Source organism: Bradyrhizobium sp. I1.14.4, assembly GCF_050435825.1.
Lineage (GTDB): Bacteria > Pseudomonadota > Alphaproteobacteria > Rhizobiales > Xanthobacteraceae > Bradyrhizobium.
Genome location: NZ_JBNDLA010000003.1, coordinates 138,761 through 164,937 on the forward strand (window position 1 = coordinate 138,761; position 26,177 = coordinate 164,937).

Below are 26,177 nucleotides of genomic sequence, written 5' to 3' on the forward strand. Positions count from 1 at the left end.
TGATTGGTCATCAAAGCGCGAGCGTCAGATCGGTGAGCGGCACGGCCTGGCAGGCAAGGCATTGCCCCTCGCTGCCATCGACGGGGCCGAGATGGGTGAACTCTCCATCGACGACCTGAACCGCGCAACTTTCGCATTGCCCGACGCGGCAGCCGCTCGGCAGCACGACGCCTGCCGCACTGGCCGCGTCGAGCAGCGTCCCCTGCTCCGGTCCCCAGGAGAAGCTCTGCTTGCTGTTGGCAAGCCGGACGGTACGCGGGGCAAGATCGCTCGGCACTGCCGGCGGTGACACGAAGCTTTCCGCAAAGATGTCGAAGCGCGGGATGCCGAGCGCAGTCACGGCCTCGATCTGCGCCGTGACGAAATCCGGCGAACCGCAGATGTAGACCAGCGGACGGCGTGCCAACAGCGGCTTGACCTGTTCGAGATCGAGACGCCCCCTGCGCAACGACTGCGACGCGACCGCGTCGAGCGCGAGCGGCGCGGAATAGAACGTCACCCGCGTCAGCCCCGGCGTGCAGGCTTCCAGCTCCGCAAGCCGCCGCGCAAACGGATGCTCGCGGCGGTTGCGGCAGCCATGGAGCAGCAGGATTTCGGCAACGCGATCCTGTGGCGCTACGTGTTGCAGCGTCTCGAGATGGCTGATGAAAGGCGTGATGCCGATGCCGGCCGCGAGGAGGATCAGTGGCCGCGGTCCCTTCAACGGGGGCGTGAAGATGCCGCCCGGCGGCTCCAGCAGAACCTCGTCGCCGACGGCTAGACCATGCAGGTGATCCGGCATGAAGAACCGCGCGTCGCCACTCCGCACTTCGTCGAAGAAGCGTCCCTTCACCGCGATCGACAGCGCATTCGGCAAATCGCCCGATCCGGTCAGCGAATAGGCCCGCATCTCCGTTGCACCGGGCAGCGAGGTCATCACGTGCTGGCCCGGCAGGAAGTCGGGCAGCGGGCCGCCGTCAAGCGGCCGCAGGCTGAGCGCGACGACGTTATCGGCCTCAGCCCTACGTTCGCGAACCGCGAACCGCCGCTGGCCGCTCCACACGCCGCGGCTGGCCACGCCGTCGCGCCTGATCTCGCAGACGATCGCGCGCAGCGGGACGGAGCCGCTGACCGGATCGCGCGCATCGTCGTGCAGAACCGCGTTGATGTTGCGCGTGCGGATGCCTGATGTCGCGGAACGATCGCGGCCGAGCGGCGGACAGTCTTCCCACCAACCGAATTCGGCGACGACGACGCGATCGTCAAGCGCTGCATTGAGACGCACCTTCAGACGCACGGCACCGCCGGGCGTCTCGACCACGGCCCAGTCGCCCTCCACAAGCCCGCGCCGCCCGGCGAGCCGCGGGCTGATCTCGACAGCCGGGTCCGGCGACTTGCGCCGCAGCGAGGCGATATGCCGATGTGAGGAGTGAACGAACCACCCGCTCTTGGCGGTGGAGAGCACAAGTGGAAAGCGTTCATCCGCCGCCGTCGTAAGTGGGCTGCCGACCGGCTCGACGTGATCGGGCAAGGGATCGTGCCCGTGTCCCAGCAACAGCTCCGAATAGATCTCGACACGGCGCGTCGGCGTCGCGAAGCCCGCCACCGTGCCGTCCTCGCCCGTGACGGCGTATTTTTCGTTGCGGAAGGCCTGCGGGAAGCGGCGCCCTTCGGGATGCTCGCGCAGGTCGTCGACACCGATGCCGAGCGGCGCCAACTGATAGTTCCAGCCGGCCTTGATGTCGCCGCCGAAGAACAATTCTCCCATGCCAAGCTTGAGCGCGAGTGCGGCGGCTATTTCATAGTCGGCCTTCACCGCGCCGACCGGCTCGACCATGCGCGGGCGAAACTGCACAGTCTCGACCGCGTCCTGCGTGATCTCGAACCCGATCTTGAGTGCATCGCGCTCCCATGGCGTGCTGGCCGGCAAAACGAAATCGGCGCTCTCCGCGGTCGGGTTCATGAACATGTCGATATGAACCTGGAATTCCAGCGCGTTCAGCGCGGCACGGTTACGCTCGGAATGGCCCTGCGAGACGACGAAGTTGGTGCCGAAGGCGACCAACGCACGTACTTGATAGGGCTCGCCCTCAAGCACGGCGCGGCTGAAATCGCGCGCCGTGATCCAACCCTTCGCCGGCGGGCCGAGCGGCAGTTCGGCAATGCCCAGCGCCTTGGCCTGCTGTTCCGGCGACAGGATGTTGTAGTCGTTGAGGGCGCGCGTCGGCGGCGGGACCGGCCAGCGATTGCCGCCGGGCCGATCGCAGGCGCCGGTCAGCGCGTACAGCGTTGCGATCGCCCGCTCGATCGCGGTGGCGTTGGTGTGCTGGCCCACGCCGGTCCAGGAATGATAGGCAAGCCGAGGCCGCGTGGCGAGCAGCGCGTTGAACGCGTCGACGTCCTCGACGCGCAGCCATGTCAGTTCCGCCACCCGCGCCGGTGTGTAAGGCGCAACGCGCTCGGCGAGCAATTCGAACGCGGTTGCCGCCGATATCATCCGGCCGTCGCGAGCAAGGATCGATAGCGCGCCGCGCAGCTCACCACTGCTCTCCGGCGCGTAGCTTGTATCGCATGGTACAGGCGAGCCCGACGCATCGAGACGAACGAAAGCCTCGGGCGCGCCGTTCGGCCACATCGCATCGGCGCGCAGGAAACGCCCGGTGGCGCGATCGACCAGCAACGATCCGTTGGTCCATGCGGTGACGAAGTCCGCATCGAAATTACCGGTCGCGATGAGATGACGGATCGCCCCCATCGCAAGCGCGCCGTCAGCGCCCGGGCGGATGCGCAGCCAGAGATCGGCCTGCTGACCCGAGCCGTTGGGCTTGGGATCGATCACCACAACCTTGGCGCCGCGGCGCCGCGCATCGGCGATCCGGGTCGCCTGGGCGAGCCAGGTGCGGGCGGGATTGTGGCCCCACAGGATAATCGCATCCGCATTGTCGTAATCGGGAAAGCCGATGCCGCGCCCGAAGGTCAGCGCGTGCGCATAGTCCTTGTGCCAGCCGCAGATCTCGACTGCATAGATCAGGTTGGGACTGCCAAAGCCGCGGATGAAGCGCTCGACCCACTCGAAACTGTCGACCATCGGCGTGCCGCTCGGCGTGGTGACGCCGAACGCCACCGCCTCGGCGCCGCTCTCGGCGCGGATCGTGCCGAGCCGCCCGGCGATCTCGGTCAACGCCTCGTCCCAGGACACCTCGACCCAGCCCGGATCGGCAGCATCGCGCGGCCGGGTCCGCTTGAGCGGGACAGTCAGACGGCGCGGGCTGGCGACGATTTCGGGGGCCGCGCGGCCCTTGGCGCAGAGCGCCCCGCCAGTCGGATGGTTTTTTAATACCTCTACACCGACAAGGCGCCCGTCCTCGACCACGGTGACGGCACCGCAGCGCGAACGACAAAGCGTGCAATAGCCGGGTACCCGCTGTTTCACTGTCGTTTCACGATCCAAGTCACCGGTTATGACGCATTCTTGTAGCGCGTTACACATTTACGTCATACGCTACCGAGCCCGTCAAGGCTAAGTAATAATCAGGGACGAATCAGAGTTCCCAGCGAGAGGCGGCAACGACCACCCATGGACCAGAATTTGCGAGAACAGGTGCTACAGCGGGTGCGCGCCGAGATCATTTCCGGGCAGAGCCTTCCGGGCACGATGTATTCGGTGCCGAGTCTCGCGGCGAGCCTCGGCGTCTCCTCGACACCGGTGCGTGAAGCGTTACTCGAGCTCAGCCGCAGCGGCCTGGTCGAGCCGATGCGCAACCGCGGCTTCAAGGTGGTGGAGCCGTCACTGACCGAGCTGCGCAACCTGTTCGACATGCGCGAGGTGTTGGAATTGCACGCCGCCGTGCTGGTCGCCGCCAATCCCCCGCAGGATCTTCCGGCCGTGCGCGGCTGGGCCGACCAGATCGCCAAGGCCGTCGAGACCGACGACGTCCAGCTCTATCTGGAAGCCGATCGCAACTATCATCGCGAGTTCATCGCAGCCGCCGGCAACGAGCTGCTGACCGACACGGTAATGGGCCTGCGGGACAAGATGCGGCTCTACGGCATCAGCTCACGCGCGGGCCTCGAGCGGCAGCAGGCTTCGGTGCCCGAGCACTACCGGCTGATCGAGCTCGCGCTCGCCGGCGAGACCGAGGCGCTGCCGACCTTGCTTCGCAGCCACATCCGCTCCTGGGAGCCGATCTTCGTCGATGCCCTGCTGCGCTCGAAAGAGCACGCGCGCGAGCCGCTGCGGCAGGCGCGCGGTTGACGCACGGGGCGAGTTGGATAGCTCGTCGCGGTGACCGGCTAGTCCAGAATGCTCTTGTAGTGCTCCGAGAAGACATCGCGGCCGATGATGAGCCGCATCACCTCGGAGCTTCCCGCCAGGATCCGATTGACGCGCGCGTCCGTGAACATCCGGCTGATCGGATATTCATCCATATAGCCTGCGCCACCGTGCAGCTGTACGCCAAGGTCAAGCATCTTCCACTCGACTTCCGACGACATCATCTTGGCCTTGGCGCCCATATTGCTGGTCAGGCGCCCCGCATTGTGCTCGGCCACGCAGTGATCGACATAGACCTGCACGAGGTCGATCTCGGCATCCATCTCCGCCATGCGGAACTGGGTATTCTGCTGTTCGGCCAGCGGCCTGCCGAACAGCTTGCGATCCATCACGTAGGCGCGCGTGATGTCGAACGCCTTGCGGCCATTGGCGATCGATCCGACCGCGGAGATCAGACGTTCCTCGGCAAGGCCCTCCATGAGGTAGTAGAAGCCCCTGCCGGGTTCTCCCAGCACGTTGGCCTTGGGCACCTTCACATTGTGGAAGAACAGTTCGGCGGTGTCCTGCGCCGGCATGCCCATCTTCTTGAGATTGCGGCCGCGCTCGAAGCCTTCCATGCCGCGCTCGACGATCAGGAGCACCATGGCATGCTTCTTCTCGGCACCTGCGAGCTTGGCCGCCACGATCACCACGTCTGAATTGATGCCGTTGGAAATATAGGTCTTCGCGCCATTGAGCAGGAAATGATCGCCCTTGTCGTCCGCCGTCGTCCGCATGCCCGCGAGGTCCGAGCCTGCGCCGGGCTCGGTCATCGCAATGGCCAGGATGGTCTCGCCGCTGACGCATTTGGGCAGGAACCGCTCACGCTGCTCCTCGGTGCCGAAGCGCTTGAAGTAGGAACCGACCAGGCGGCTGTGCAGCGTGTTGAACCAGCCCTTGCAGCCCGAGCGCGCGGTCTCCTCGATGATGATCTGCTCATAGCGGAAGTCCTCGTCGCCCATTCCGCCATATTTTTCCTCAGGCCAGATCATCAGGAAGCCGAGGTCGCCGGCCTTCTTGAACGCGCTACGGTCGACGATGCCGGCCTCCCGCCACGCCTCCATATGAGGCGCGATCTCGCTGGCGAGGAACTTGCGGTAGGAGCCGCGGAAAATGACCTGATCTTCGGTAAAGCTGCGCATCAATCACCCAATAGCGCCCTTATGGAAACCGGCCGGCGCGCGGCGAGGCACCGGTAAAAAAAATTTGGAGCGCCGGTTCTGCTTCAATCAAAACCGACGCTCCGTCATCGAAACAGTCGATGTCTTACTTGCCCTTCCAGTTCGGCGCGCGCTTTTCCGCAAATGCAGCCGCGCCCTCGCGGGCATCCTCGGAGACGAAGACAGGACCGACGATCTCCCGCTGCTTCTTCCACATCTGGTCTTCCGGCCACAGCCGGGATTCGACGATCACCTGCTTTGATGCCTTGACGGCGAGCGGGCCGTTGGCGCCGATCGCTGCTGCAAGCTCGAGCGCGGCGTCGAGCGCCGGACCATCGGTCACGCGGTTGATGATGCCGAGTTCGTAGGCGCGCTCCGCGCCGAAGAACTCGCCGGTCAATGCGAACTCCATCGCCACACGGAACGGCATCTGGCGCGGCATGCGGATCAGCCCGCCGGCTGCCGCGGCCAGCCCGCGCTTCACCTCGGGGATCCCGAACTTGGCGTTGCGGTTGGCGACGATCATGTCGCACGACAGCGCGATCTCCATCCCGCCGGCAAGCGCGTAGCCGTCGACGGCCGCGATCAGCGGCTTCTTCGGCGGCGCCTCGGTGAGGCCGGCGAAGCCGCGACCGGGGATCGACGGCCGCTCGCCCTTCAGGAACCCCTTGAGGTCCATGCCCGAGCAGAATGTGCCGCCGGCGCCGGTGACGATGCCGACGCCAAGAGCATCGTCGGCGTCGAGCCGGTCGATCGCCGCGGCCACGCCCCTGGAGAGGGCGAGGTTGGCCGCGTTCTTCGCTTCCGGCCGGTTCAGGGTAATGATCAGTATAGGCCCGCGGACTTCAGTGAGGACCGGAGCTTCTTCGGACATCGCTTTCATCTCCTGTTGCCGTGCGCAATCACTTAGCGCGGAGCCATCCGGATCGCGCCATCGAGGCGAACGTCCTCACCGTTGAAGTAGCCGTTGGTGATCATGGTCAGCGCCAGATGCGCGTACTCCTCCGGCATGCCAAGACGCTTCGGGAACGGCACCGACGCGCTGAGCGCGGCCTTGACGTTCTCAGGCGCCCCCTGCAGCAGCGGCGTGTTGAAGATGCCCGGCAGGATGGTGTTGACGCGGATGCCCTCGGCCATCAGGTCGCGCGCGATCGGCAGGGTCATGCCGACAACGCCGGCCTTCGAGGCCGAGTAAGCCGCCTGCCCCATCTGGCCGTCCTCGGCCGCGACCGAAGCCGTGTTGACAACCGCACCGCGCTCGCCGTGCTCCAGCGGGGCCAGCGACAGCATGCCCTGCGCCGACTTCGCGACGCAGCGGAAGGTGCCGACGAGGTTGATCTGGATGATGCGGTTGAAGGCGTCGATCGGGAAGTGGGTGGGTTCGCCGGTCTTCTTGTCCCGGCCGGCGGTCTTCACCGCGTTGCCGGTGCCTGCGCAGTTCACCAGGATGCGCTCCTGGCCGTGCGCCGCGCGGGCCTTGGCGAAGCCCGCATCGACCTGCTCGTCGGAGGTGACATCGACCTTGCAGAACACACCGCCGATTTCCTTGGCGATGGCCTCGCCCTTCTCTTCGTTGAAGTCGAAGATCGCGACCTTCACGCCTTGCGCAGCGAGCGCGCGCGAGGTGGCTGCGCCGAGGCCGGACGCGCCGCCGGTGACAACGGCGGCGACCGATGAATCGAGTTTCATGCAGGTTCCTTTCGCGCTCAGATGCGTTCGATGATGATGGCCGGCGCCATTCCGCCGGCGGCACACATGGTGACGAGACCGAAGCGTCCGCCGCTGCGCTCGAGTTCGTCGAGCGCCGTGCCGATCAGGATCGATCCGGTCGCGCCGATGGGATGGCCGAGCGCGATCGAGCCGCCATTGATGTTGACCTTCTCGCGATCCAGCTCGAGGTCGCGGATGAACTTTTCGGCGACGACCGCGAAGGCCTCGTTGATTTCCCAGACGTCGATGTCGTTCTTGGTCAGGCCGGCCTTGGCGAGCACCTTCTTGGCTGCCGGCACCGGGGCGTTGAGCATCAGCGTCGGGTCATCGCCCTGGTTGGCATAGGCCACGATCCGGCCGCGCGGCTTGAGGCCATGCTTCTCGGCATATTCCTTCGACGTGATCAGCACGGCGGCGGCGCCATCCACCACGCCCGAGCTGTTGCCGGCATGATGCACGCCCTTCCAGTCGAGATCCGGGTAGCGGCGCTGGATCTGCTTCTTGAATGTCACGCCGTTGCCGAGATCGAAATCGGCGAGTTGCTCGAAGCTGGGCTTCAGCGAAGCAAGTCCTTCGGCGGTGGTCTCGGGGCGCGGAAATTCTTCACGATTGAGGGCAACGCTGCCGTCGTCGTTGAGGACGGGAATCACCGACTTGGCGAAGCGGCCTTCATCGATAGCCCGCTTGGCGCGCTGCTGGCTGACCAGCGCCAGGGTATCGCAGGCCTCCCGGCTGATCCCCTCGCGCGTGGCGATGGCGTCGCCGCACACGCCCTGGTGCGACTGCGGGTGAATCTCGTCAAGCGCCGGATTGCCCGAACCCATCATCCGCGCCGGCTGCCCCGCCTTGGAGCGTTCGGCTGCGAGGGTCTGCTGATAGCTCATCATCTCGGTACCGCCCGCGATGACGCAATCTTCCATCCCCGACATCACCGATGCTGCCGCGAGGTTCACCGACGTGATGCCGCCGCCGCAGAAACGATCCAGCGTCGTGCCGCTGGCGTTGATGTCGTATCCGGCGGCGAGCGCCGACATGCGTCCGAGATCGCCGCCCTGCTTGCCTTCCTGGGTCGACGTCGACCAGATGATGTCATCGACGGTCGACGTATCGAGCTTGTTGCGCTCCTTGAGCGCGCCGAGCACCGTTGCCGCCAGTTGCTGCGGATGCAGATGCGACAGCGCACCCTTGCCCGGCTTGCCGATGCCGCGCGGCGTGCGGACCGCGTCAATGATGTATGCTTCAGACATGCGTTTCCCTTTGCTTTGGATGTGTCTTTACCGTGAGCTCGTGCCGATTGGTTCCGACCGTTTCCGCTGCGTCTTCTACCCGGAACAAGCCGAGGCGTCAGCGGTGTGGCGTCACCACAAGCGGCGCGGCAACCGAGTTGCGTTGATCTTCGAAGTACTCGAAGCGCGAGTTGATCGCTCGCAGCATGGACGGTTGCGCCTTCTCGCGCTCCTGCTCGTCGGCGCAGACGGGCTTGTCGCAACCCTCCGCGAACAACGGGACGCCCGGCGCGGCGGCGTGCGGACCGAGAGCATATTTCTGCTCTTGCGGCAGGTAGATCAATTGGCCGATCTGGGTGAGGGTCAAGGTGAGACGGGAGACCGTCGATCGCGGAAGACCGCAGCGATCGGCGATTTCGCGATTGCCCAGGCGTATGCTTCGACCTTCGAAGCAACGCACGATGTCGAATGCGCGCGATACCACCTGTATCACGCGCCGGTTGTCCGTGCCGGCGATGTCTTGCGCCATCAATACCTCAGATCGACGTCCCATCGTTTACGCCTCACTCCTCATTTATCGTACGGGTGAATGCAGCCCACCCTGGTTCGGACAGGACACGCCGATCCGCGACATCGCTGTCGCGCGCCCGACGCCGAGCGGCGCACGCGCGAACGGACCCGCATGCAGGATTGATCTGAAGGCAGGCGCCTGGTCTTCCAGCCCTGTGAAGCCGCGACCGCGCGGGGCAAGCAGCTTCGGATATCGATCGCCGGCCAGCATCAGGCGGATTCTTTCCCTAGGGTTCGGACCTTAATTAATTGATTAATTAGTCAGGTGATTAAAGTGAGCGCCTCGCCCTGTCAACCATCGTTGCCGCAGGGCGCCCCGCGCTCGGATGGCACCTCATGCATCGCTGAATTCGCTTGGGGGCGCAGCAGTTGCCGATCCGTCGTGACGAACTTCGGACCAATGCTGGACGGTGATGGAACGAAATGCGGCGACACGAAACTCCGCCCGCAGCAGCGTACGGACGCCGACACCTGACGCAAAGGCGGTCGCGGAATCACGCGCGACGAGCCGTCATCGGTCCGCGCGGCGATTGCCGGACATTGCAAGACGAACACGCAGGACAGATGAGATCGCGGATCGAAAAATTTGTGAGGGGCGAACAAAGACCAGCCGGGTTGTCTGAACAGACGCGACTGCTGGCCGGAATGACCGTTACGAGGGCTAAACCTAAGCTATGAAAGCTTGGTGGGCGCACCAGGGCTCGAACCTGGGACCCGCTGATTAAGAGTCAGCTGCTCTACCAACTGAGCTATGCGCCCGGAACTTGTCCGGAAATGACCCTCGCAAGAGAGGCCGTCGTTTAGCAAAGCGATTCCTTGATGTCCAGCAAGCTGGCGCAAGTTTTCCCGACTTTTACGCGCCCTCCCGGCCGACGAAAGGCCGCCGGATTCCCGCGGCCCTTCAGCGGCTAGGCGAGGACGCTGGCGGCTGGCGCTCAGAGCCGGCCGGAGCGCTCCTGATCCGGCCCGTCATCGCGGTCGAAACGATCGTGGTCAAGGCCGCCGCGACCACCACGTTCCCAGCGGTCCATGCCGCGCTCGAGGCGGTGGCGGCGCCAGCCCTCGGCGCCGAATCCACGCCCCTCCATGTGGGTGAGCATGGCCAGCCGCCGCTTCTGGTTGTCGTCGAGCGTCTTGTAGAGCGGGTCGGCGGCGTCGGCGATCTTCTTCAGCGAGGTCGCGGTCGCCGCCATGTTGTCGGCGCGCTCGCGCAGGCGTGCCACCGGATCGTCCGGCCTCTCGGCCTTGTCCGCATCGGTCTTCTCCGCGGCCATCCGCGCATTGGCACGATCGAGCCGCATCTTGGCGAAGTCGCGCACCGCGGCCTCGACCGGCGGCCACAGTTTCTCCTGATCGGCGTTGAGCTTCAGCCCGGCATGGACGGCGGCGATCCGCGCATCGAGGAACGCGGCCCGATCCTCGGGGCTCATCTGCGTATGTCCGTGGAACCAGGGACGATGCTGGGCATAGACCGCGGTCGAACCGGCTATCGTGAGCGCCGCGATACCGGCGAGCAGAACTTTCTTCATCGAAACCTCCTTTGAAGGTTGCCTGAGGATGATGCCGCCCGCGACTGCCTACAACTTACGGATTGGACAGACAGACCTCTCTTACCAAGATGTAATCGGTTTCATTTCCCGTCAGAAATCTTCTTAACCGGCAATCATCCCCAGCAATCGCGGCAGCCACAGCGAGATCTCCGGCACGTAGGTAATCAGCCCGAGGAACACCAGCATCGCGCACAGCCACGGCAGCACCGAGATCGTGATCTCGCTGATGCCCATCTTCGCGATGCTGCTGGCGATGTAGAGATTGAGCCCGACCGGCGGATGACACAGCCCGACCTCGGTGTTGACGATCATCAGGATGCCGAGATGCACCGGGTGCACGCCGAGCTTGGTCGCCAGCGGAAACAGGATCGGCGCCATGATCAGGAGGATCGACGACGGATCCATCACATTGCCGGCGAGCAGCAGGATGACGTTGACGACGAGCAGGAACATCCAGACCGAGAAGTTCTTGTCGATGATCCAGGCCGCCATCTCCTGCGGGATCTGTTCATGCGTCATCAGGAACGAGAACAGCACCGCGTTGGTGATGATGTAGAGCAGCATCGAGCTCATGCTCGCCGCCTGCAGCAGCACCTTCGGCACCTCGGAGAGCTTCAGCTCCTTGTAGACGAACACGGTGATGAAGAAGGCGTAGGTCGCGGCGACCGCGGCGGCTTCCGTCGGCGTGAAGATGCCGCCATAGATGCCGCCGAGCACGATCGCGATCAGCGACAGGCCCCAGATGCTTTCGCGGAAGGCGGTGAACTGCTGGCCGATGGTCGCGCGCGGCATCTTCGGATAGCCGTTGCGCTGCGCGACGAAGAAGGTCACCGCGGCCAGCATCAGCGCGAGCAGGATGCCCGGCACGATGCCGGCCATGAACAGCGCGCCGATCGAGGTGTTGGTGGAGACGCCGTAGAGCACCAGGATGATCGAGGGCGGCACCAAAATGCCGAGCGCACCCGAGGTCGAGATCACGCCGACGCCGAAACGCTTCGGATAGCCGTGATCGACCATCGCCGGCATCATGATCGAGCCGATCGCAACCACGGTGGCGACGCTCGAGCCCGAGATCGCCGCGAACATCGCGCAGGCCGCGACGCCGGCCAGCCCAAGGCCGCCGGGCAGATGCCCGACCAGCGAGGTCGTGAACGCGATCATGCGCCGCGCGACGCCGCCGCGGGTCAGGAAGGTGCCGGCCAGGATGAAGAACGGGATCGCCATGATGCCGAAATTGTCGAGGCCCGAAAACAATTTCAGGCCGACGCTCTCTATCGGCACCTCGGTCATGGTGAACAGGAAGGTGAGCACGGTCAGGCCGAGCGAAATCGAGATCGGCATGCCCGTCAGCATCAGGGCAAACAGCAGTCCGAAGATCAATGCGGCGCTCATCACGCTTCTCCAAGCGCGATCGGCGCAGTCTTGCTGGTCTCGACGCCATCGACATGGGAGGCGTCATGGTGCGGCAGTTCGTCGGTCCACCAGTAGTTCCAGCACACCTGCAGGAAGCGGAAGCACATCAGATAGGAGCCGAGCGGGATGCAGCCGTAGACGATCCAGCTCGGGATTTCGAGGTCCGGCGAGACCTGGTCGGTGTGCATCAATTCGAAGACGAACTTGGCGCCCATGGTGCCGACGATCGCGGTGAACAGCGCGCCGCCGAGCAGGCCGAAGGTGATGGTGCGCTTGCGCCAGGCATCATTGAGGCGGTTGATCAGGACGTCGACGCCGACATGGATGCCGGTACGCACGCCATAGGCGGCACCGAACTTCGCCATCCAGATGAACATGTAGATGCAGAGTTCCTGCGACCATGCGAGATTGATGCCGAACAGGTACGGATAGAGCACCGGAACGTCGACCAGAAAGCGGTGCACGACCGTGACGAAAGTCAGCAGCGTCGCGGCGCCCATCAGGCTCGCGATGATGATTTCCTCGAGCCGGTCCAGAATTTTCAGCAGCATTGATCTCCCCTGTCATGGCCGCCCCCTGCGGCCAGAGCACTAGTCTCCCTCTCCCCATTCTTACGGGGAGAGGGCTGGGGTGAGGGGCTCCCTCCGTGCGCACGTTGATAGTTGCGTTCGCGGAGACTCCCCCTCACCCGAAATTCAAGCTGCGCTTGAATTCCGATCTCTCCCCGCATGCGGGGTGAGGTGCACCGCCTCAGTTCATCGGGCCGCGGCCCGTTTCCTTGAGGAATTCGTCGATCAGCGGCTGACCGACGCGCGCGGCCACGTCCTTGTAGACCGGCATCATCGCCTTGCGCATCGCTTCGTCCTGCTCCGGCGTCAGCGAGATGATCTCGGTTTTGCCGGCCTTCTTGATCTCGGCGAGCGCGTCCTCGTTTTCCTTGGCGGACTGGCTGTTGCCGAACTCGGTGGCTTCCTTCATCGCTTTGGAGAGCTGCTCGCGCACATCGGCCGGCAGGCCGTCCCAGAACTTCTTGTTCACGACCACCACGTAGCCGATGTAGCCGTGATTGGTGACCGTGGCGTACTTCTGCACCTCATGCATTTTCTGCGTGTAGATGTTCGACCAGGTGTTCTCCTGGCCGTCGACCACGCCGGTCTGCAGCGCCTGGTAGACGTCCGAGAACGCCATCACCTGCGGAATCGAACCGAGCGCGCGGAATTGGGCCTCCAGCACCTTCGAGGACTGGATGCGGAACTTGAGCCCCTTGTAGTCCGACGGCGCGACCAGCTTCTTGTTCGCGCTCATCTGCTTGAAGCCGTTGTCCCAATAGGCGAGACCGGTCATGCCCTTGGAATCCAGCTTCTTGAGCAGCTGGGCGCCGAGCGGGCCGTCGGTCACCTTGCGCAGCGATTTCAGGTCGGGGAGGATGTAGGGCAGATCGAAGACTTCGAATTCCTTGATGCCGATCGGACCGAACTTCGAGTTCGACGGCGCCAGCATCTGCACCGCACCGAGCTGCAGCGCCTCGAGCTCTTCCTTGTCCTTGTAGAGTGTCGAGTTCGGGTAAACCTCGACCTTCACCTTGCCGCCGGTGTACTTCTCGGCGAGTTCCTTGAACTTGTCGGCCGCCTTGCCCTTCGGCGTATCCGAGGCCACCACGTGGCTGAACTTGAGGACGATCGGCGACTGCGCCGAGGCCTGCCCGACAAAGCTCAAGGCTGCGATCGACGCCGCAGCCAATATGAATTTACGCATGTTTCCTCCCGCGTAATTGCGGAGCACGAACACCGGCCCCGAGACATCCGGTCGCACCATTACAGAGAAGCAACGGCGATTGCCATTGCCCCTTTAGCAGGGGCTAATCGCGCCATTGCTGCGCTGCAAAATCAAACTGCGACGGTATTCCCTGCGGCTCTTGCGGCCACTTGATGACACTCGCCACAGGCTGTGCCCGGCCATGGCGGCGCGGTCAATGCGAGGTTTGGCAATGGCGAGTTCGCCAAGCGCGAATGCTGGTGCCTAACAGGAGCGTTCACGAATATCTCCGGCCATCGCGCGAGCGGTAGCGGCCAGTTACTCGGTGTCATCACCCGCGCATACGGGTGATCCAGTATCCAGAGACGTTCGTGCTTGAGCTGAGAGGCCGCGGCGTACTGGATCGCCCGCTTTCGCGGGCGATGACAGTTTGGATGGGGACGCGGCTTCGCATTCTCGCGACTTGATCTGTCCGAGCTTTGCTCTTCGTTCCGCCCTCTCTTGAACAGAGGGCGCAGGGAAAGCCGGGTGCCGATCGCACCCATGGGTCCCGCGTAATAAAAAACGCGGGATGTAGGACCACAGGTGTAACCGGAAACAACCCGGCTTCCCCTGCGCGATGGTTTTACGGCTTACTTCGTGCTCTCTCCGGCGAGACTTGGCTTTTTTGTCACCGCCCTCGCGAAAACTCTTGCGCGTTCTGCGAGAGGACACCTGCCACTTGGGCGTCAGGACCACACGACTTCACCGTCCGCTTCGCGTGCTCTCGTCAGTCGCACGCTCGGCGTCCACCGCATCTCACCGCAACACCCGTGACGATGCGCAGCGCCCCTCGATCGGGTGAGATGGGTCTATTGAACATCTGAGTTGGGTGAAACGCCAAGCGGAATATTTTCTTATCCCGATATTGACAGGTTTTGCTGATTTGCCCGTCGTGTCCAATGGGCAACACAACTCCGAACACCGCGCGGATCATCGGACGCCATCGAGGGTGTCGAACCTTGCTATTCGCCCGAATTGCGCGGCGCTTCGGCAAATTTTGTGAACGACATCACACATCCGGGCGGCGATCGAATGTAACATAGGGGCTAAGGGCGCAGGCTGAATTCGATCGACAACGCTAAGGCACCGACTCAGCGGTCCGCCCAATGGAGCGCGGCATGGTCGATCCATCAGTAGCAAAGCGGCTCGTCGAGGCCATCATTGCCAATTTGCCGGCTCCCATCCCCGGGAAGAGGCCGGTTCACACGCTCGGAATAGGCGTGAAGGGCAAGTTCGTAGCGTCGGACGTGGCGCGCACCTATTGCATCGCAGAGCATTTCAAGGGGCAGCCCATCGACGTGTCGGTGAGATTCTCCAACGGATTGGGGGGGCCGGAGCGGCATGATGGATGGTCCGATGTCCGGGGAATGGCGACACGTTTTCACCTGCCGGACGGCACCGCAAGCGACCTGATCGCTACGACGCTCGGCGAATTCTTCGTCCGCAATGTCGAGGACTTTTTCGAATTCTCCGAGATTGCGAAGCTCGAGCCCTATCAAAGAGAACGCTGGTGGCAGAAGCTTGGCGACATTCTGCAGCTCAAGGTGCCTCGGCGCAACCCGTACCCGAGCGAAACCAGGAGTGTCGATGCGGGAGCACTCCGTTATGCCAACCTGCACCGGTTCGCCCAGCTGGGAGTATTTCAGGTGGCTGCGATCGGCGCACCGGAGAGTTATGCCCGCGCGGCCTATCACGCCGTCCACACCTTCTGGGTGACGGGTCCCGATGGAGTTCGCCGCCCCGTTCGCTTTTCCTGGCAGCCGGTCGCAGGCGTTAGCAACACCGATCCCACGGCCGTGCCGCGTGATGACTATCTGCGCGAGGAACTGGCAAGCCGCCTGCGGCGATGGCCGGCCCGATTCATGCTGATGATGACGATCGGCGAAGCGGGCGACGCGCTCGACGATCCCACAAAGCCCTGGCCGGGAACACGAATCCGGGTCGCCATGGGGACCCTGACGCTGATCAAGGTGGCCGAAGATCAGGAGGCGGATGGCGAACGCATCAGCTTCAATCCCAACCGTCTCGCGCCCGGCATCGAACCCTCCGGAGATCCCATCCTCGAGGCCCGCCTGGGCGCCTATGAAGCCTCGCGTGAAATGCGCGGCGGTTGTCCCTTCAAGTGGAGGCCGGATGATGCCAAGTGATGCAGGTGTGCTCGATCGTTTTGTGGACTGGTTGCCCACGACCCTCTTTTTCAAGCGCGTGGCGTCATGGACCCTGGTGCCTTACTGGGCGCGGCGAACGCCGGTGAAGCCCTTGCCCGGGGGTCCCCACGCGTCGTTCCAGCGCAGTGACAATGTCCAGTGCATGATGAATCTGATCATGCCGCTCAAGATCAAGTCACCGATCGGACGAGCGGAAGCCGCGCTGGCGATCGCGCAAAACAAGGATGCGATCTACGCCGGATTGAACAATGTCGGCACGGTGCACTTCGCGCGCTTCGTCATCGTCGGCGACAACATCTGCATGTTCTCCGTCTACGACGGGGATTTCACCAATTACATTCGTGACTTCATCGCCACGATCGGCAGTGTGTTCAATGCCGTGGTCGAGCTCGTCGAAGGCGGAGATGACGTGATGCCTTGCGAGAAGAATGTCGATGCGTTCATCCAATGGGTGCACGAGCGCGACCTGTACCAGGTGCCGGACACCGCCACAGATTTTCTGAGAGACCAGGAAGCCTTGAATGGAGACAGGGCCGTATCACCCGTCAATGACGATCTGACCCTGCTTCCGCGCAAACTGGTCCTGCAGCTTCGCGCCAATCCGAACGTTTCGCTCGGCAGCGGCTACCGGGCCTATCCCGGATTCTCGGCGGCTCAGGTCCGCGAACGATTGGGGTTGGGCTGGTGAGCGCCATGATCGATTTAGCTGATCTGCAGGGCAACATCTTGCGTGGCTACACCAGGAAGCCGTACGTGCGCTACCTCATCCTGGAAGTCGCCGATCGCGTGGCGGCCAGGCGCTGGCTCGCCGCCTCGACATCCGGCCGCAGCGATGGTGCTCCGCAGATCACGAGCGGAGACTGGGGGGCAAGCAAGCCGGACACCTGTTTCAACATCGGCCTGACCTACGAGGGATTGCGCGCCCTCGGCACGCCGAGCGCTTCGCTTGAAATGTTCCCGAACGAGTTCATCGAAGGCATGACCGCCCGCGCCTTGAAGCTCGGGGATGTCGGGCCGAGCGCACCGGAAACCTGGCCGAAGCCCTTCAACGAGCCCAAGCGGATCCATCTCATCGCGACGATCTACGCCGAGAAGGCCGAGCAGCTGGACGACGTCCAGAAGCGCGCCCTCGCCGACACAAGCGCCGTCACACTGGTCGGCACCCGCGAGGGCTGCAGCTTCCCGGACGACCGCGTTCACTTCGGCTACCGCGACAACATCATGCAACCAAGGTTCGAGGGCATCCATGACTCGGATCGCTATGACGACGGACAACCGAGGGCTCCGCTCGGCACCGTATTGCTTGGGCATCGGACCAACCTCGAAGGTTTGATGTGGCGGGTTCCTCAGCCCGAAGAGTTGGGACACAACGGCACCTTCAACGCCTTTCGCGTGTTGAAGCAGGACGTCGCAGGCTTCGAGGAATATCTCGATCAGGCCGCCGACGAATTGCTCAAGCAACCGCAGGCCGTCGGCGAATTGCTGCCGCCCGGCGCCGAAGAGAAAATCTGCCAAATCCTCTCGATCGAAGGCCCGACGCCTCGTGGTGCCTTGCGCGAGATCGTCGCCGCCAACCTGTGCGGTCGATGGCGCGATGGCACGCCGCTGGCCCTTTCGGCAGACGTGCCTGATCCCAAACTGGTCAAGGCGGCGGATTTCGACTACGTCGGCGAGTCCCGTTGCCCCTACGGAGCCCATATCCGCCGGAGCAACCCGCGGGGCGGACAGATCGTGCAACGGGTCGCGAACAACAGCCGGCGCCTTGTCCGGCGAGGCGTGCCTTACGGGCCGGCCTATGATCGGACGCAGCCGCGCAAACCCGAACCGGAGCGAGGCCTGCTGGGCAACTTCATAGGGGCGAACCTCGGCGCCCAGTTCGAGGCCATGTCCTGCGATTGGCTCAACCTTGGCCTGCAAGACCCGCGCATCACCGGATCCAACGATCCGGTCACGGGCGCCAACGATCCCGCCGCCAGCTGGTTCGACTTGCCGCTCAAATCCGGCAGCACGATCCGGCTGCGGGGATTGCCGCGATTCGTCAGTACCCAGGGCGGCGCCTACGCGTTCCTGCCGAGCCTCCGGGCGATCCGCTATTTGGGATCGCTGACGACGTAAGTGGTCCAAACAGGCCGAGGGCCATTCGTCGGTCCGTGTCAGCAGCAGAGCGTCGATTTATCACTTCGCTAGCGCAGGATTTGCTAAAGCACGATGAGATCGGGTTGAATCGTCATCACGCTTTAGCTCTTTGTTTGAGCACGATCTTTTCGGAAACCCGCTTCGCACTTTTCCGGATCGCGCTCTAGCTCAGCATCCTCACCAGGTCATCAGCCTCACGCAGATCGCGGGATGTTTCCGCGGATGCAAATTTCGCGCGGGTCGAGATCAACAGGTCTCGTGCTTCGGCGCGCTTGGATGCGCTCTCGCCGGCGCCGAGCAGGCGCGCGATGCTGATCGCGGTGCGCAATTCCCAACCGACCGCCCCGAGCTTCCTGGCAGAGGCAAGCGAGCGTTTGAACAGGCGCATGGCAGCCCGGTCGTCTCGCGACGGTTCCTGGCACAACAGCGAGCCGTGGATCCGATAGATCTCGGCAGCAGCCCAGCGCTCGCCGGTTTGCTTCACCAGGGACTCAGCCGAAGCCGCGAAGCTTCGAGCCCTTTCGATCTGCCCGATCCGTCCGAATTCCGTGGCGAGCAGAATGCGATAGAGCGGCATCTGAATGCACCGGTCCTCCACGGGTAGCTTCTCGAGCAGGCCGCACAGTTGCTCGAGCACCTCCGGCGCAGAGCCTCGTGCAGCCAACGCAGAGGTCGCCCACAAGGGACCGATGACCCGGTACATCGGATAGCCATACTCGTCGGCGACCTTCAGGCCGCGTTGGACGCTGGCAAGGTTGGCCGCGAGATCGCCTTCATACCAGTGATCGGACACGCCAAGAATGGAGGCAAATGCCAACATGAACGGATGCCCGATCTCATTGGCGAGCTGCCGCGCCGTCTCACAGCACTCTCTGGCCCGGCCGGGCCGACCCAACAGCCATTCGATGTGCCCGGAATAGACCAGCGACACGATCAATGGATCATGCTGATAGATTTGGACCAGTTTGCCGTGATCACGAGCGTTGTAACGGGCGCTGATCAGAGCGGCGAGTTCACTCGCCTGCTCCAGGCGACCGAGAAAGAAATTGGCGATCAGGGCCGCGGTGTAGGCCATGAGGGCAGCCTCGTCGTCGCGCCACTCCTCGGCCCTGCGGACGAAATCCTGCGCATGCTCGAGGCCCTTGGTGAGCTCGCAGTTGACCAGCTTCGCTATGGTACTTCCCCACAGCACCGTCGCCTTCTCGCGAGTGGTGCCATAGCTCGCACAAAGCTTGAGTGCGCGACTGTAGGATCCATAGACGTGCGGATCGGACCACCCTGCGTTTGCGGTATAGGCCATCGCCAGGTTGGATTGCAGCGCGATTTCAGCTTCGAAGCGCTGTTGTGAAGCGGGCAGCCTCGGAATCAGCGAGAGACCTTCGCGCAGATGGGCCACGGCCTCCTTGGTGGCTGATCGGCGGAGCGCCGATTTGCCGGCCTGAAGCCAGGCCTCGATCGCTTCCGGAATGTTGCCTGCGCGCGCATAGTGATAGCCGAGCACGGCAGGCTGACTGCTCTCCCGGATCGCGGCCTCCTGAAGCAGCCACGATGCGACGCGCGCATGGAGCTCGCGCCGCTCCTCCTTGAGCAGCGAGGAGTAGGCGACTTCCTGTATCATCGCGTGCTTGAATGCGAAGACGTCTTTGGATTTCTCGACGCGATACACGATCTCGGCGCTCTCCAGTGCCCACAACGCGTGTTTCAGCGTTTGGTCCTTGCCTGGAAGCACGTTGAAAATACCGTCATAACTGAATTGCCTCCCGAAGACGGAGGCGATCTGGGCGACACGCTTGGCCGGACCAAGGCGATCAAGGCGTTCCATCAGCGAGTCTTGAATGCTCGACGGCACCAACGGTTCGGGCAATTTCTTGCTCAGCGCCAAACCGTCAGCGGCGCGCTCGACCGTGCGGGCATCGATCACGGCCCGCGTAAACTCCTCGATGAAAAGCGGCACGCCATCCGTTCTTGCGACGATCTGGCTGGTGATCCGGCGTGGGACGACGTCGCTGCCTGCAACGGCCGCCACCATTTGCTCGCATTCGTGCGGTGTCAGCTTTTGCAGAGCAATCCGCCGAACTGCCGAGCCCGACAACCAGTCTGCCTGGTAGTCATCGCGATGTGTGATCAGAATCATGACCCGCTCGCCAGAACAGCGAGCTGTTATTCGTCCCACCAGTTCGATGGTGGTCGGGTCGATCCACTGGACGTCCTCGGCAACGATCAATATCGGCCGCTTGTGCGAGGCCGCGATGAGAACATCGATGAACACCTGAAAAGCCCGGTCGCGCTCAAAGGGAGATCCGAGATCCACAGGTTCGTATTCCGCGCAGGCGGGTATCGACAGGACAGCCCCGTAGTAGCTGAGTGCGTCCGTGACGTTAGGCGCTTCTCTTGCCAAGAACGCGCGCAATTTTGCCAATGCGAGCTCCGCGCCGTCGGCCTCCTGGATGCCGGTCACGCGCCTGAGTCTCTCGATTTCCGGGGCAAGCGGCGTGTTAACGTGGAACGGCGAGCATTGCAGCGACACAACACTACGCCGAGACGCATCAAGGGAGCTGCGGAACTGGCGGATCAGGCGTGACTTGCCTATGCCGGGCTCGCCGGAAATGACGCCGACGTGTCCTGAGCCCGCTACCGTCTGCTGCCACATCTCGGCAAGCAGTGCGCTTGCGCTGGCTTGGTTAATCATCGGACCAAGAGGCAACCTCTGCGCCCTGTCGAACCTGCTCTCGCTGGACGCGAGAGCTTCCGCACTCCAGGCGTCGACCGGCTCCTCCACCCCCTTGAGCGTTCGTCGGCCAAGCGGCGCGTAGCTGAACGTTCCGCGGGTCAGCTCGTAAGTGCTCGCACCGACCACGACACCATTCTCGCTGGCGAGCCCTTGCAGGCGGGCAGCGACATGTGCGGAGCTGCCGAACACTTCCCGCCGATCGGGGGGCTCGCCGGGCACGCTGCCGACGACGACCAACCCGGTGTTCACCCCGATCCGCACACCAAGGCGGACGAAGCTGCCATCCGACAGCGGAAACTGATGTTCCTTGATCGCCGCGGCGACCGCCAGCGACGCACGCACCGCGCGTTCGGGATCATTTTCATGGGCTTGTGGCACACCAAAATATGCCAACAGTCCGTCGCCAATCAGTCTGGCGATGTGACCGCCGTAGCGGCTAATCTCCTCGTTGCAGATATCGCGATAGGTTTTGATAATCGTGAAGAATTCTTCGGGATCGATGCGCTCACTGAGGGGCGTCGAGCCGACGATGTCGACAAATGCCACGGTCAGCTGCCGGCGTTCGGCATGCAAAGGTTCGCTCCCGGCGTTTGTCGGTGACCGGGTCGACTGAGGTTCGCCCGCCTGATCCGGACTCGGCAGGCTGTTCATGACGCCACCATGTTCTATTTTCCCCCGTACCTGCCCCGAGGCTAGATCGACAGCAAGCCTCCCTTGACGCTGCCAAGCCGCCTGTACTCAGGCAGGTAGTTGCAAGGATTGAACACCATGCGCTCGCAGCCGTACAGCTGATTTCGCGCCGGAAAACTCCTGCTTTGGAAGGGTGTCGGTCCACCCCGCCCTCGGTCCCGGACGGCTATTCCGCGGCGGTCCGGATGTCGATCTTCTCGGCGCGGACCGCGCAGAACTTGAATTCCGGGATCTTGCCGAACGGGTCGAGCGCCGGGTTGGTCAGCAGATTCGCCGCCGCTTCCGCATAGCAGAACGGCATGAAGACCATGTTCTCGGGCACGTCGCGGTCGGCCCGCACCTTGACATCGACCGCGCCGCGGCGCGTCTCGAGCCGGATGAAGTCGCCGGGTACGAGGCCCTTCTTGCGCATGTCCTTCGGGGTCATGAACGCGACCGCCTCGGGCTCGATCTGGTCGAGCACCAGGGCCCGGCGCGTCATCGAACCGGTGTGCCAATGCTCGAGGACGCGTCCGGTCGACAGCACCATCGGATACTCGTCGTCGGGTAGCTCGTCCGGGGGGATCACCTTGGCCGGCACGATCTTGCCGCGGCCGCTCTCGGTCGGGAAGCCGGCGGTGAAGATGATCTCGTTGCCCGGCTTGTCCGGATCATCGACCGGATAGGTCACCGCGCCTTCGCGAACCAGGCGCTCCCAGGTGATGTTCTTCAGCGACGGCATCAGCTGAGCCATCTCGGTGAAGACCTCGCCCGGCCCCGCATAATTCCAGGGCAATCCCATCCGCTTGCCGATCTCCTGGATGATCCAGAGATCCTGCCGCGCATCGCCCGGCGGCTTGATCACCTCGCGCGCCAGCTGCACGCGGCGGTCGGTGTTGGTGAACGAGCCGGACTTTTCGGCGAACGCCGAGGCCGGCAGGATGACGTCGGCGTGGAACGCCGTCTCGGTGACGAACAGGTCCTGCACGACGAGATGATCGAGCTTGGCCAGCGCCTCGCGCGCGTGCTGCAGGTCCGGATCGGACATCGCGGGATTCTCGCCCTCGACATACATGCCGTGGATTTCGCCGGCATGGACCGCGTTCATGATCTCGACGACGGTCAGCCCGCGGACCGGATCGAGCTCCTGCCCCCACAGCTTCTCGAAGGCGCCGCGCATGTCGTCGCGGCCGACCGGCTGATAGTCGGGCAGGAACATCGGAATCAGGCCGGCGTCGGAGGCGCCCTGTACGTTGTTCTGCCCGCGCAGCGGATGCAACCCGGTGCCGGGGCGGCCGACCTGCCCGGTGATCAGGGCCAGTGCGATCAGGCAGCGCGCATTGTCGGTGCCGTGGACATGCTGGCTGATGCCCATGCCCCAGAAGATGATCGACGACTTGGCGTGGGCATAGGCGCGCGCGACCTCGCGCAGCGTCTCGGCAGGAATGCCGCAGATCGGCGACATCTTCTCGGGCGTGAAATCGACGATCTTGGCCTTGAGGTCTTCGTAGCCCTCGGTGTAGCCGGCGATGTACTGCTCGTCGGTCAGTCCTTCCGTGATGATCGTGTTGATCATCGCATTCAGCATCGCGACGTCGCTGCCCGGCTTGAACGCGAGGTGCTGCGTGGCATGGCGCGACAGAGACTGCCGGCGCGGATCCATCACGTACAGCTTGGCGCCGCGCTTGGCGGCGTTCTTGATGAAGGTCGCGGCGACCGGATGGTTCACGGTCGGATTGGCGCCGATCACCCAGATCACCTCGGCGTCGGCCGCGGCGGAGAACGGCGCCGACACCGCGCCTGAGCTCAATCCCTCGAACAGCGCCGCCACCGAGGAGGCGTGGCACAGCCGCGTGCAGTGGTCGACATTGTTGGAGCCGAAACCGGTGCGGACCAGCTTCTGGAACAAGTAAGCTTCCTCGTTGGAACCCTTGGCCGAGCCGAATCCGGCGAGCGCCTTCGCGCCCTTCTCATCGCGGATTTTCTTTAAGCCCGCCGCGGCAAGATCGAGCGCCTCTTCCCACGATGCTTCGCGGAAATGGGTGTAGGGATTTGCCGGATCGACCTGGTCGTTGACATCCTTCTTCACGCCCGGCAGCCGCACCAGCGGCTTGGTCAGGCGATTGGGGTGATGGATGTAGTCGAAACCGAAGCGCCCCTTGACGCAGAGCCGGTTGTGGTTGGCTGGGCCGTCACGTCCTTCCGCATAGATCACCTTCTCGTCCTTGACCTGATAGGTGACCTGACAGCCGACGCCGCAATACGGGCACAGCGAATCCACTTCGCGATCCGGATAGGTGACGCGCGTCTGCTTGTCGTCCAGCATCACCGCGGGCATGAGGGCGCCGGTCGGGCAGGCCTGGACGCACTCTCCGCAGGCGACGCAGGTCGATTCCCCCATCGGATCGTCGAAGTCGAACACGATCTTGGCATCGTGGTTGCGGTAGGCCATGCCGATCACATCGTTGACCTGCACCTCGCGGCACGCCCGCACGCACAGGCCACACTGGATGCAGGCGTCGAGATTGACGCGCATCGCCGGATGGCTGGTATCAGCGTGCCAACGCTCGGCAGCAGGGAAGCGGCTTTCGGTCACCCCGGTTTTCTCGGCCCAGTGCCAGAACTTCGAGTCCGGATCGTGCGAGGTCGCGCGCGCCGGCTGGTCCGCCACGAGCAGCTCCATCACCATCTTCTGCGCCGCCACGGCGCGCTGGCTGGCCGACTTCACCTTCATGCCGACCGTCGGCGTCCGCATGCAGGACGCCGCCAGCACGCGCTCGCCTTCGATCTCGACCATGCAGGCGCGGCAATTGCCGTCCGGCCTGTAGTCCGGCTCTGGCGAATAGCAGAGATGCGGGATCTCGGTGCCCTGGCGCTTCGCGACCTGCCAGATCGTTTCGCCGGCACGCGCTTCCACCTGGTGCCCGTCGAGCTCGAATTGAATCGTCAGGCCTTGGCTCGGCGGCGGAGAGTTCTGATCGTTGGTCATTCGAATCCTCGTCGAAATTCGTCTGCTCGGCCCGCCTACTCGGCGGCTTGCTGCGGACGAAACCCGTCCGGAAAATACTTGATGACGGAGGTCAGCGGATTGGAGGCCGCCTGACCCAGGCCGCAGATCGACGCGTCACGCATCGCCTGACTCAATTGGTCGAGCAATTCCTTGTTCCAGACCGGCTGCTGCATCAGCAGCGCCGCTTTCTCGGTGCCGGCGCGGCAGGGCGTGCATTGCCCGCAGCTCTCATCCTCGAAGAACTTCATCAGATTCAGCGCGGCATCCCTGACGTCATCGGCCTGCGAGAGCACGACGACAGCGGCGGAGCCGATGAAGCAGCCGTATTTCTCCAGAGTGCCGAAATCGAGCGGGATGTCGTCCATCGAGGCCGGCAGGATGCCGCCGGATGCGCCGCCCGGCAGATAGGCCTGCAGCGTATGACCGTCGGCCATGCCGCCGCAGAACTCATCGATCAGTTCGCGCACGGTGATGCCGGCCGGAGCAAGCTTGACGCCCGGATCCTTGACGCGTCCCGACACCGAGAAGCTGCGCAGGCCGTGGCGTTCGTTGCGGCCGTGGCTCTTCCACCAGTCGGCGCCCTTCTCGACGATGTCGCGGACCCACCACAACGTCTCGATGTTGTTGATCAGGGTCGGCAGGCCGAACAGCCCGACCTGGAAGGGATATGGCGGCTTGTGCCGCGGCAGGCCGCGCTTGCCCTCGAGCGATTCCAGCAGCGAGGATTCCTCGCCGCAGATATAGGCACCGGCGCCGCGCCGCAGATGCAGCATCGGACCGTCAGGCGGAAGCTTCGCGATCTCGCGCGCGAGAATCTCGCGGCAGGCCGGGTACTCGTCGCGAATGTAGATATAGACTTCGGGCGCCTCGACCACGTGGGCGCCGATCAGCATGCCCTCGAGGAAGCGATGCGGATCGGTCTCGAGATAATAGCGGTCCTTGAACGTGCCGGGCTCGCCCTCGTCGCCGTTCACCGCCATCAACCGCGGACCGGGCTCGCCGAGCACGGCGCGCCACTTGCGGCCGGCCGGAAAACCGGCGCCGCCGAGACCGCGCAGCGACGCATCGTCGAGCGCCTTCAGCAGCCCTTCCCGCGGCAGCTCGCCTGAGCGCAGGCGCGCCAGCAGCTGGTATCCGCCGTCTGCCACATAGGCGTCGTAGTCGACGTATGGGGGAAGGTGCACATGCGTGTCGCCGTTCTTCGCTGCGGCGAGCACATTGGTGACGGTCGCATGATCGACGAAGTTGTGGCCGACCTCTGCAGCGGGTGCGGTGTCGCAGCGGCCGACGCACGGCGCCCGCACCACGCGGATGCCCGGACCGGCGCGGTCCTGAAGATCCTTCAGCAACTGATCGCCGCCGAGCATCGCGCAGGTCAGCGAATCGCAGACCCGCACGGTGAGCGGCGCGATATCAGGCTCGCCTTCCTTCACGATGTCGAAGTGCGCATAGAAGGTCGCGGTCTCGAACACTTCAGCGAATGACAGCTTCATCTCGTCGGCGAGCGCGGCAAGATGCGCCGCCGAGATCTGATGGTGCTTGTCCTGGATCAGATGCAGGTACTCGATCAAGAGGTCGCGCTGCCTCGGCCGATCTGCGAGCAGCGCCTCGATCTCATGAGCGGCCACCGGATCGACCTGGCGTCCCTTAGGCGTGGCCTTCGCTCGCTTCCTGCCTTGTCCGGGATGCTCGAACGCGCGAACCTTGTGAACGTCGTCTCGACTCATGAAACCTCGCCTTGGAGCC

16 protein-coding genes, 1 tRNA gene and 1 pseudogene are annotated in these 26,177 nt (G+C 63.8%); 4 read left to right on the forward strand and 14 right to left on the reverse strand.

The genetic code is table 11. From position 1 onward, the window contains the following. Positions 1-10 precede the first annotated feature (10 nt). Positions 11-3,412: a molybdopterin-dependent oxidoreductase gene (locus tag ABIB78_RS07790; protein ID WP_429023300.1), complete on the reverse strand. Its 3,402-nt coding sequence runs from the start codon at positions 3,410-3,412 to the stop codon at positions 11-13. A 144-nt stretch (positions 3,413-3,556) separates the two neighbouring features. Between ABIB78_RS07790 and ABIB78_RS07795 the strand changes: the two genes are divergently transcribed. Next, positions 3,557-4,234: a GntR family transcriptional regulator gene (locus tag ABIB78_RS07795; protein ID WP_429023302.1), complete on the forward strand. Its 678-nt coding sequence runs from the start codon at positions 3,557-3,559 to the stop codon at positions 4,232-4,234. 38 nt (positions 4,235-4,272) lie between these two features. Here the strand turns inward: ABIB78_RS07795 and ABIB78_RS07800 are convergent, their stop codons facing one another. The 10 genes and pseudogenes from ABIB78_RS07800 to ABIB78_RS07845 form a co-directional block, all read right to left on the reverse strand. Beyond that, entirely contained in the window at positions 4,273-5,433 is a 1,161-nt protein-coding gene (locus tag ABIB78_RS07800; protein WP_429023303.1) for an acyl-CoA dehydrogenase family protein, read from the reverse strand. Positions 5,434-5,557: 124 nt separating this feature from the next. Beyond that, entirely contained in the window at positions 5,558-6,325 is a 768-nt protein-coding gene (locus ABIB78_RS07805; protein ID WP_429023306.1) for a crotonase/enoyl-CoA hydratase family protein, read from the reverse strand. Positions 6,326-6,357: 32 nt separating this feature from the next. Beyond that, positions 6,358-7,140: an SDR family NAD(P)-dependent oxidoreductase gene (locus ABIB78_RS07810; protein WP_429023308.1), complete on the reverse strand. Its 783-nt coding sequence runs from the start codon at positions 7,138-7,140 to the stop codon at positions 6,358-6,360. Between the two features lie 17 nt (positions 7,141-7,157). Further along, positions 7,158-8,408 carry an acetyl-CoA C-acetyltransferase gene (locus ABIB78_RS07815; RefSeq protein WP_429023310.1) on the reverse strand — a complete coding sequence of 417 codons (1,251 nt, stop codon included), beginning with the start codon at positions 8,406-8,408 and terminating at the stop codon, positions 7,158-7,160. Positions 8,409-8,676: 268 nt separating this feature from the next. Continuing rightward, a pseudogene (locus ABIB78_RS07820) lies at positions 8,677-8,940 on the reverse strand (helix-turn-helix domain-containing protein); the annotation flags it as partial. Positions 8,941-9,640: 700 nt separating this feature from the next. After that, positions 9,641-9,716: transfer RNA gene (locus ABIB78_RS07825), tRNA-Lys, on the reverse strand. Between the two features lie 176 nt (positions 9,717-9,892). Next, entirely contained in the window at positions 9,893-10,486 is a 594-nt protein-coding gene (locus ABIB78_RS07830) for a Spy/CpxP family protein refolding chaperone (protein WP_429023313.1), read from the reverse strand. Positions 10,487-10,609: 123 nt separating this feature from the next. Then, positions 10,610-11,899 carry a TRAP transporter large permease gene (locus ABIB78_RS07835; RefSeq protein ID WP_429023317.1) on the reverse strand — a complete coding sequence of 430 codons (1,290 nt, stop codon included), beginning with the start codon at positions 11,897-11,899 and terminating at the stop codon, positions 10,610-10,612. Beyond that, the gene (locus tag ABIB78_RS07840) at positions 11,899-12,471 is read right to left on the reverse strand and encodes a TRAP transporter small permease (RefSeq protein WP_429023320.1); all 573 of its coding nucleotides are present in this window, start codon (positions 12,469-12,471) and stop codon (positions 11,899-11,901) included. Before ABIB78_RS07840 ends, ABIB78_RS07835 begins: the two co-directional genes overlap by 1 nt. Before the next feature lie 199 nt (positions 12,472-12,670). After that, complete coding sequence (locus tag ABIB78_RS07845; protein WP_429023322.1) at positions 12,671-13,675, reverse strand: TRAP transporter substrate-binding protein; 1,005 nt, start codon at positions 13,673-13,675, stop codon at positions 12,671-12,673. Positions 13,676-14,835: 1,160 nt separating this feature from the next. Here ABIB78_RS07845 and ABIB78_RS07850 point away from each other — a divergent pair. The 3 genes from ABIB78_RS07850 to ABIB78_RS07860 are packed head-to-tail and all read left to right on the forward strand — an operon-like array spanning position 14,836 to position 18,000. Beyond that, on the forward strand, positions 14,836-15,864 hold the full coding sequence (locus tag ABIB78_RS07850) for a catalase (RefSeq protein ID WP_429023324.1): 1,029 nt from the start codon (positions 14,836-14,838) through the stop codon (positions 15,862-15,864). Then, a complete protein-coding gene (locus tag ABIB78_RS07855) occupies positions 15,851-16,573 on the forward strand; it encodes a hypothetical protein (protein ID WP_429023326.1) in 723 nt (240 codons plus the stop codon). Before ABIB78_RS07850 ends, ABIB78_RS07855 begins: the two co-directional genes overlap by 14 nt. Beyond that, positions 16,570-18,000 (forward strand): Dyp-type peroxidase, encoded by a 1,431-nt coding sequence (locus ABIB78_RS07860; protein ID WP_429023328.1) that lies wholly within the window; start codon positions 16,570-16,572, stop codon positions 17,998-18,000. Before ABIB78_RS07855 ends, ABIB78_RS07860 begins: the two co-directional genes overlap by 4 nt. 184 nt (positions 18,001-18,184) lie before the next feature. Here the strand turns inward: ABIB78_RS07860 and ABIB78_RS07865 are convergent, their stop codons facing one another. From ABIB78_RS07865 to ABIB78_RS07875, 3 genes are all read right to left on the reverse strand, one after another. Beyond that, entirely contained in the window at positions 18,185-21,403 is a 3,219-nt protein-coding gene (locus ABIB78_RS07865; RefSeq protein ID WP_429023329.1) for an AAA family ATPase, read from the reverse strand. 205 nt (positions 21,404-21,608) lie between these two features. Then, positions 21,609-24,410, reverse strand: a complete 2,802-nt coding sequence (fdhF, locus tag ABIB78_RS07870) for a formate dehydrogenase subunit alpha (protein ID WP_429023331.1) — start codon at positions 24,408-24,410, stop codon at positions 21,609-21,611. A gap of 35 nt (positions 24,411-24,445) precedes the next feature. After that, positions 24,446-26,158, reverse strand: coding sequence for an NAD(P)H-dependent oxidoreductase subunit E (locus tag ABIB78_RS07875; RefSeq protein WP_429023333.1), 1,713 nt, complete (start codon positions 26,156-26,158; stop codon positions 24,446-24,448). Between the last annotated feature and the right edge of the window lie 19 nt (positions 26,159-26,177).

What these genes read in the sequence shown, in the direction of transcription:
- ABIB78_RS07830 (WP_429023313.1), bottom strand. Translation starts at nt 10,486, where the DNA reads ATGAAGAAAGTTCTGCTCGCCGGTATCGCGGCGCTCACGATAGCCGGT.
- ABIB78_RS07810 (WP_429023308.1), bottom strand. Translation starts at nt 7,140, where the DNA reads ATGAAACTCGATTCATCGGTCGCCGCCGTTGTCACCGGCGGCGCGTCC.
- ABIB78_RS07800 (WP_429023303.1), bottom strand. Translation starts at nt 5,433, where the DNA reads ATGCGCAGCTTTACCGAAGATCAGGTCATTTTCCGCGGCTCCTACCGC.
- ABIB78_RS07865 (WP_429023329.1), bottom strand. Translation starts at nt 21,403, where the DNA reads ATGAACAGCCTGCCGAGTCCGGATCAGGCGGGCGAACCTCAGTCGACC.
- ABIB78_RS07795 (WP_429023302.1), top strand. Translation starts at nt 3,557, where the DNA reads ATGGACCAGAATTTGCGAGAACAGGTGCTACAGCGGGTGCGCGCCGAG.
- ABIB78_RS07835 (WP_429023317.1), bottom strand. Translation starts at nt 11,899, where the DNA reads ATGAGCGCCGCATTGATCTTCGGACTGCTGTTTGCCCTGATGCTGACG.
- ABIB78_RS07840 (WP_429023320.1), bottom strand. Translation starts at nt 12,471, where the DNA reads ATGCTGCTGAAAATTCTGGACCGGCTCGAGGAAATCATCATCGCGAGC.
- fdhF (WP_429023331.1), bottom strand. Translation starts at nt 24,410, where the DNA reads ATGACCAACGATCAGAACTCTCCGCCGCCGAGCCAAGGCCTGACGATT.
- ABIB78_RS07875 (WP_429023333.1), bottom strand. Translation starts at nt 26,158, where the DNA reads ATGAGTCGAGACGACGTTCACAAGGTTCGCGCGTTCGAGCATCCCGGA.
- ABIB78_RS07845 (WP_429023322.1), bottom strand. Translation starts at nt 13,675, where the DNA reads ATGCGTAAATTCATATTGGCTGCGGCGTCGATCGCAGCCTTGAGCTTT.
- ABIB78_RS07805 (WP_429023306.1), bottom strand. Translation starts at nt 6,325, where the DNA reads ATGTCCGAAGAAGCTCCGGTCCTCACTGAAGTCCGCGGGCCTATACTG.
- ABIB78_RS07815 (WP_429023310.1), bottom strand. Translation starts at nt 8,408, where the DNA reads ATGTCTGAAGCATACATCATTGACGCGGTCCGCACGCCGCGCGGCATC.
- ABIB78_RS07850 (WP_429023324.1), top strand. Translation starts at nt 14,836, where the DNA reads ATGGTCGATCCATCAGTAGCAAAGCGGCTCGTCGAGGCCATCATTGCC.
- ABIB78_RS07855 (WP_429023326.1), top strand. Translation starts at nt 15,851, where the DNA reads ATGATGCCAAGTGATGCAGGTGTGCTCGATCGTTTTGTGGACTGGTTG.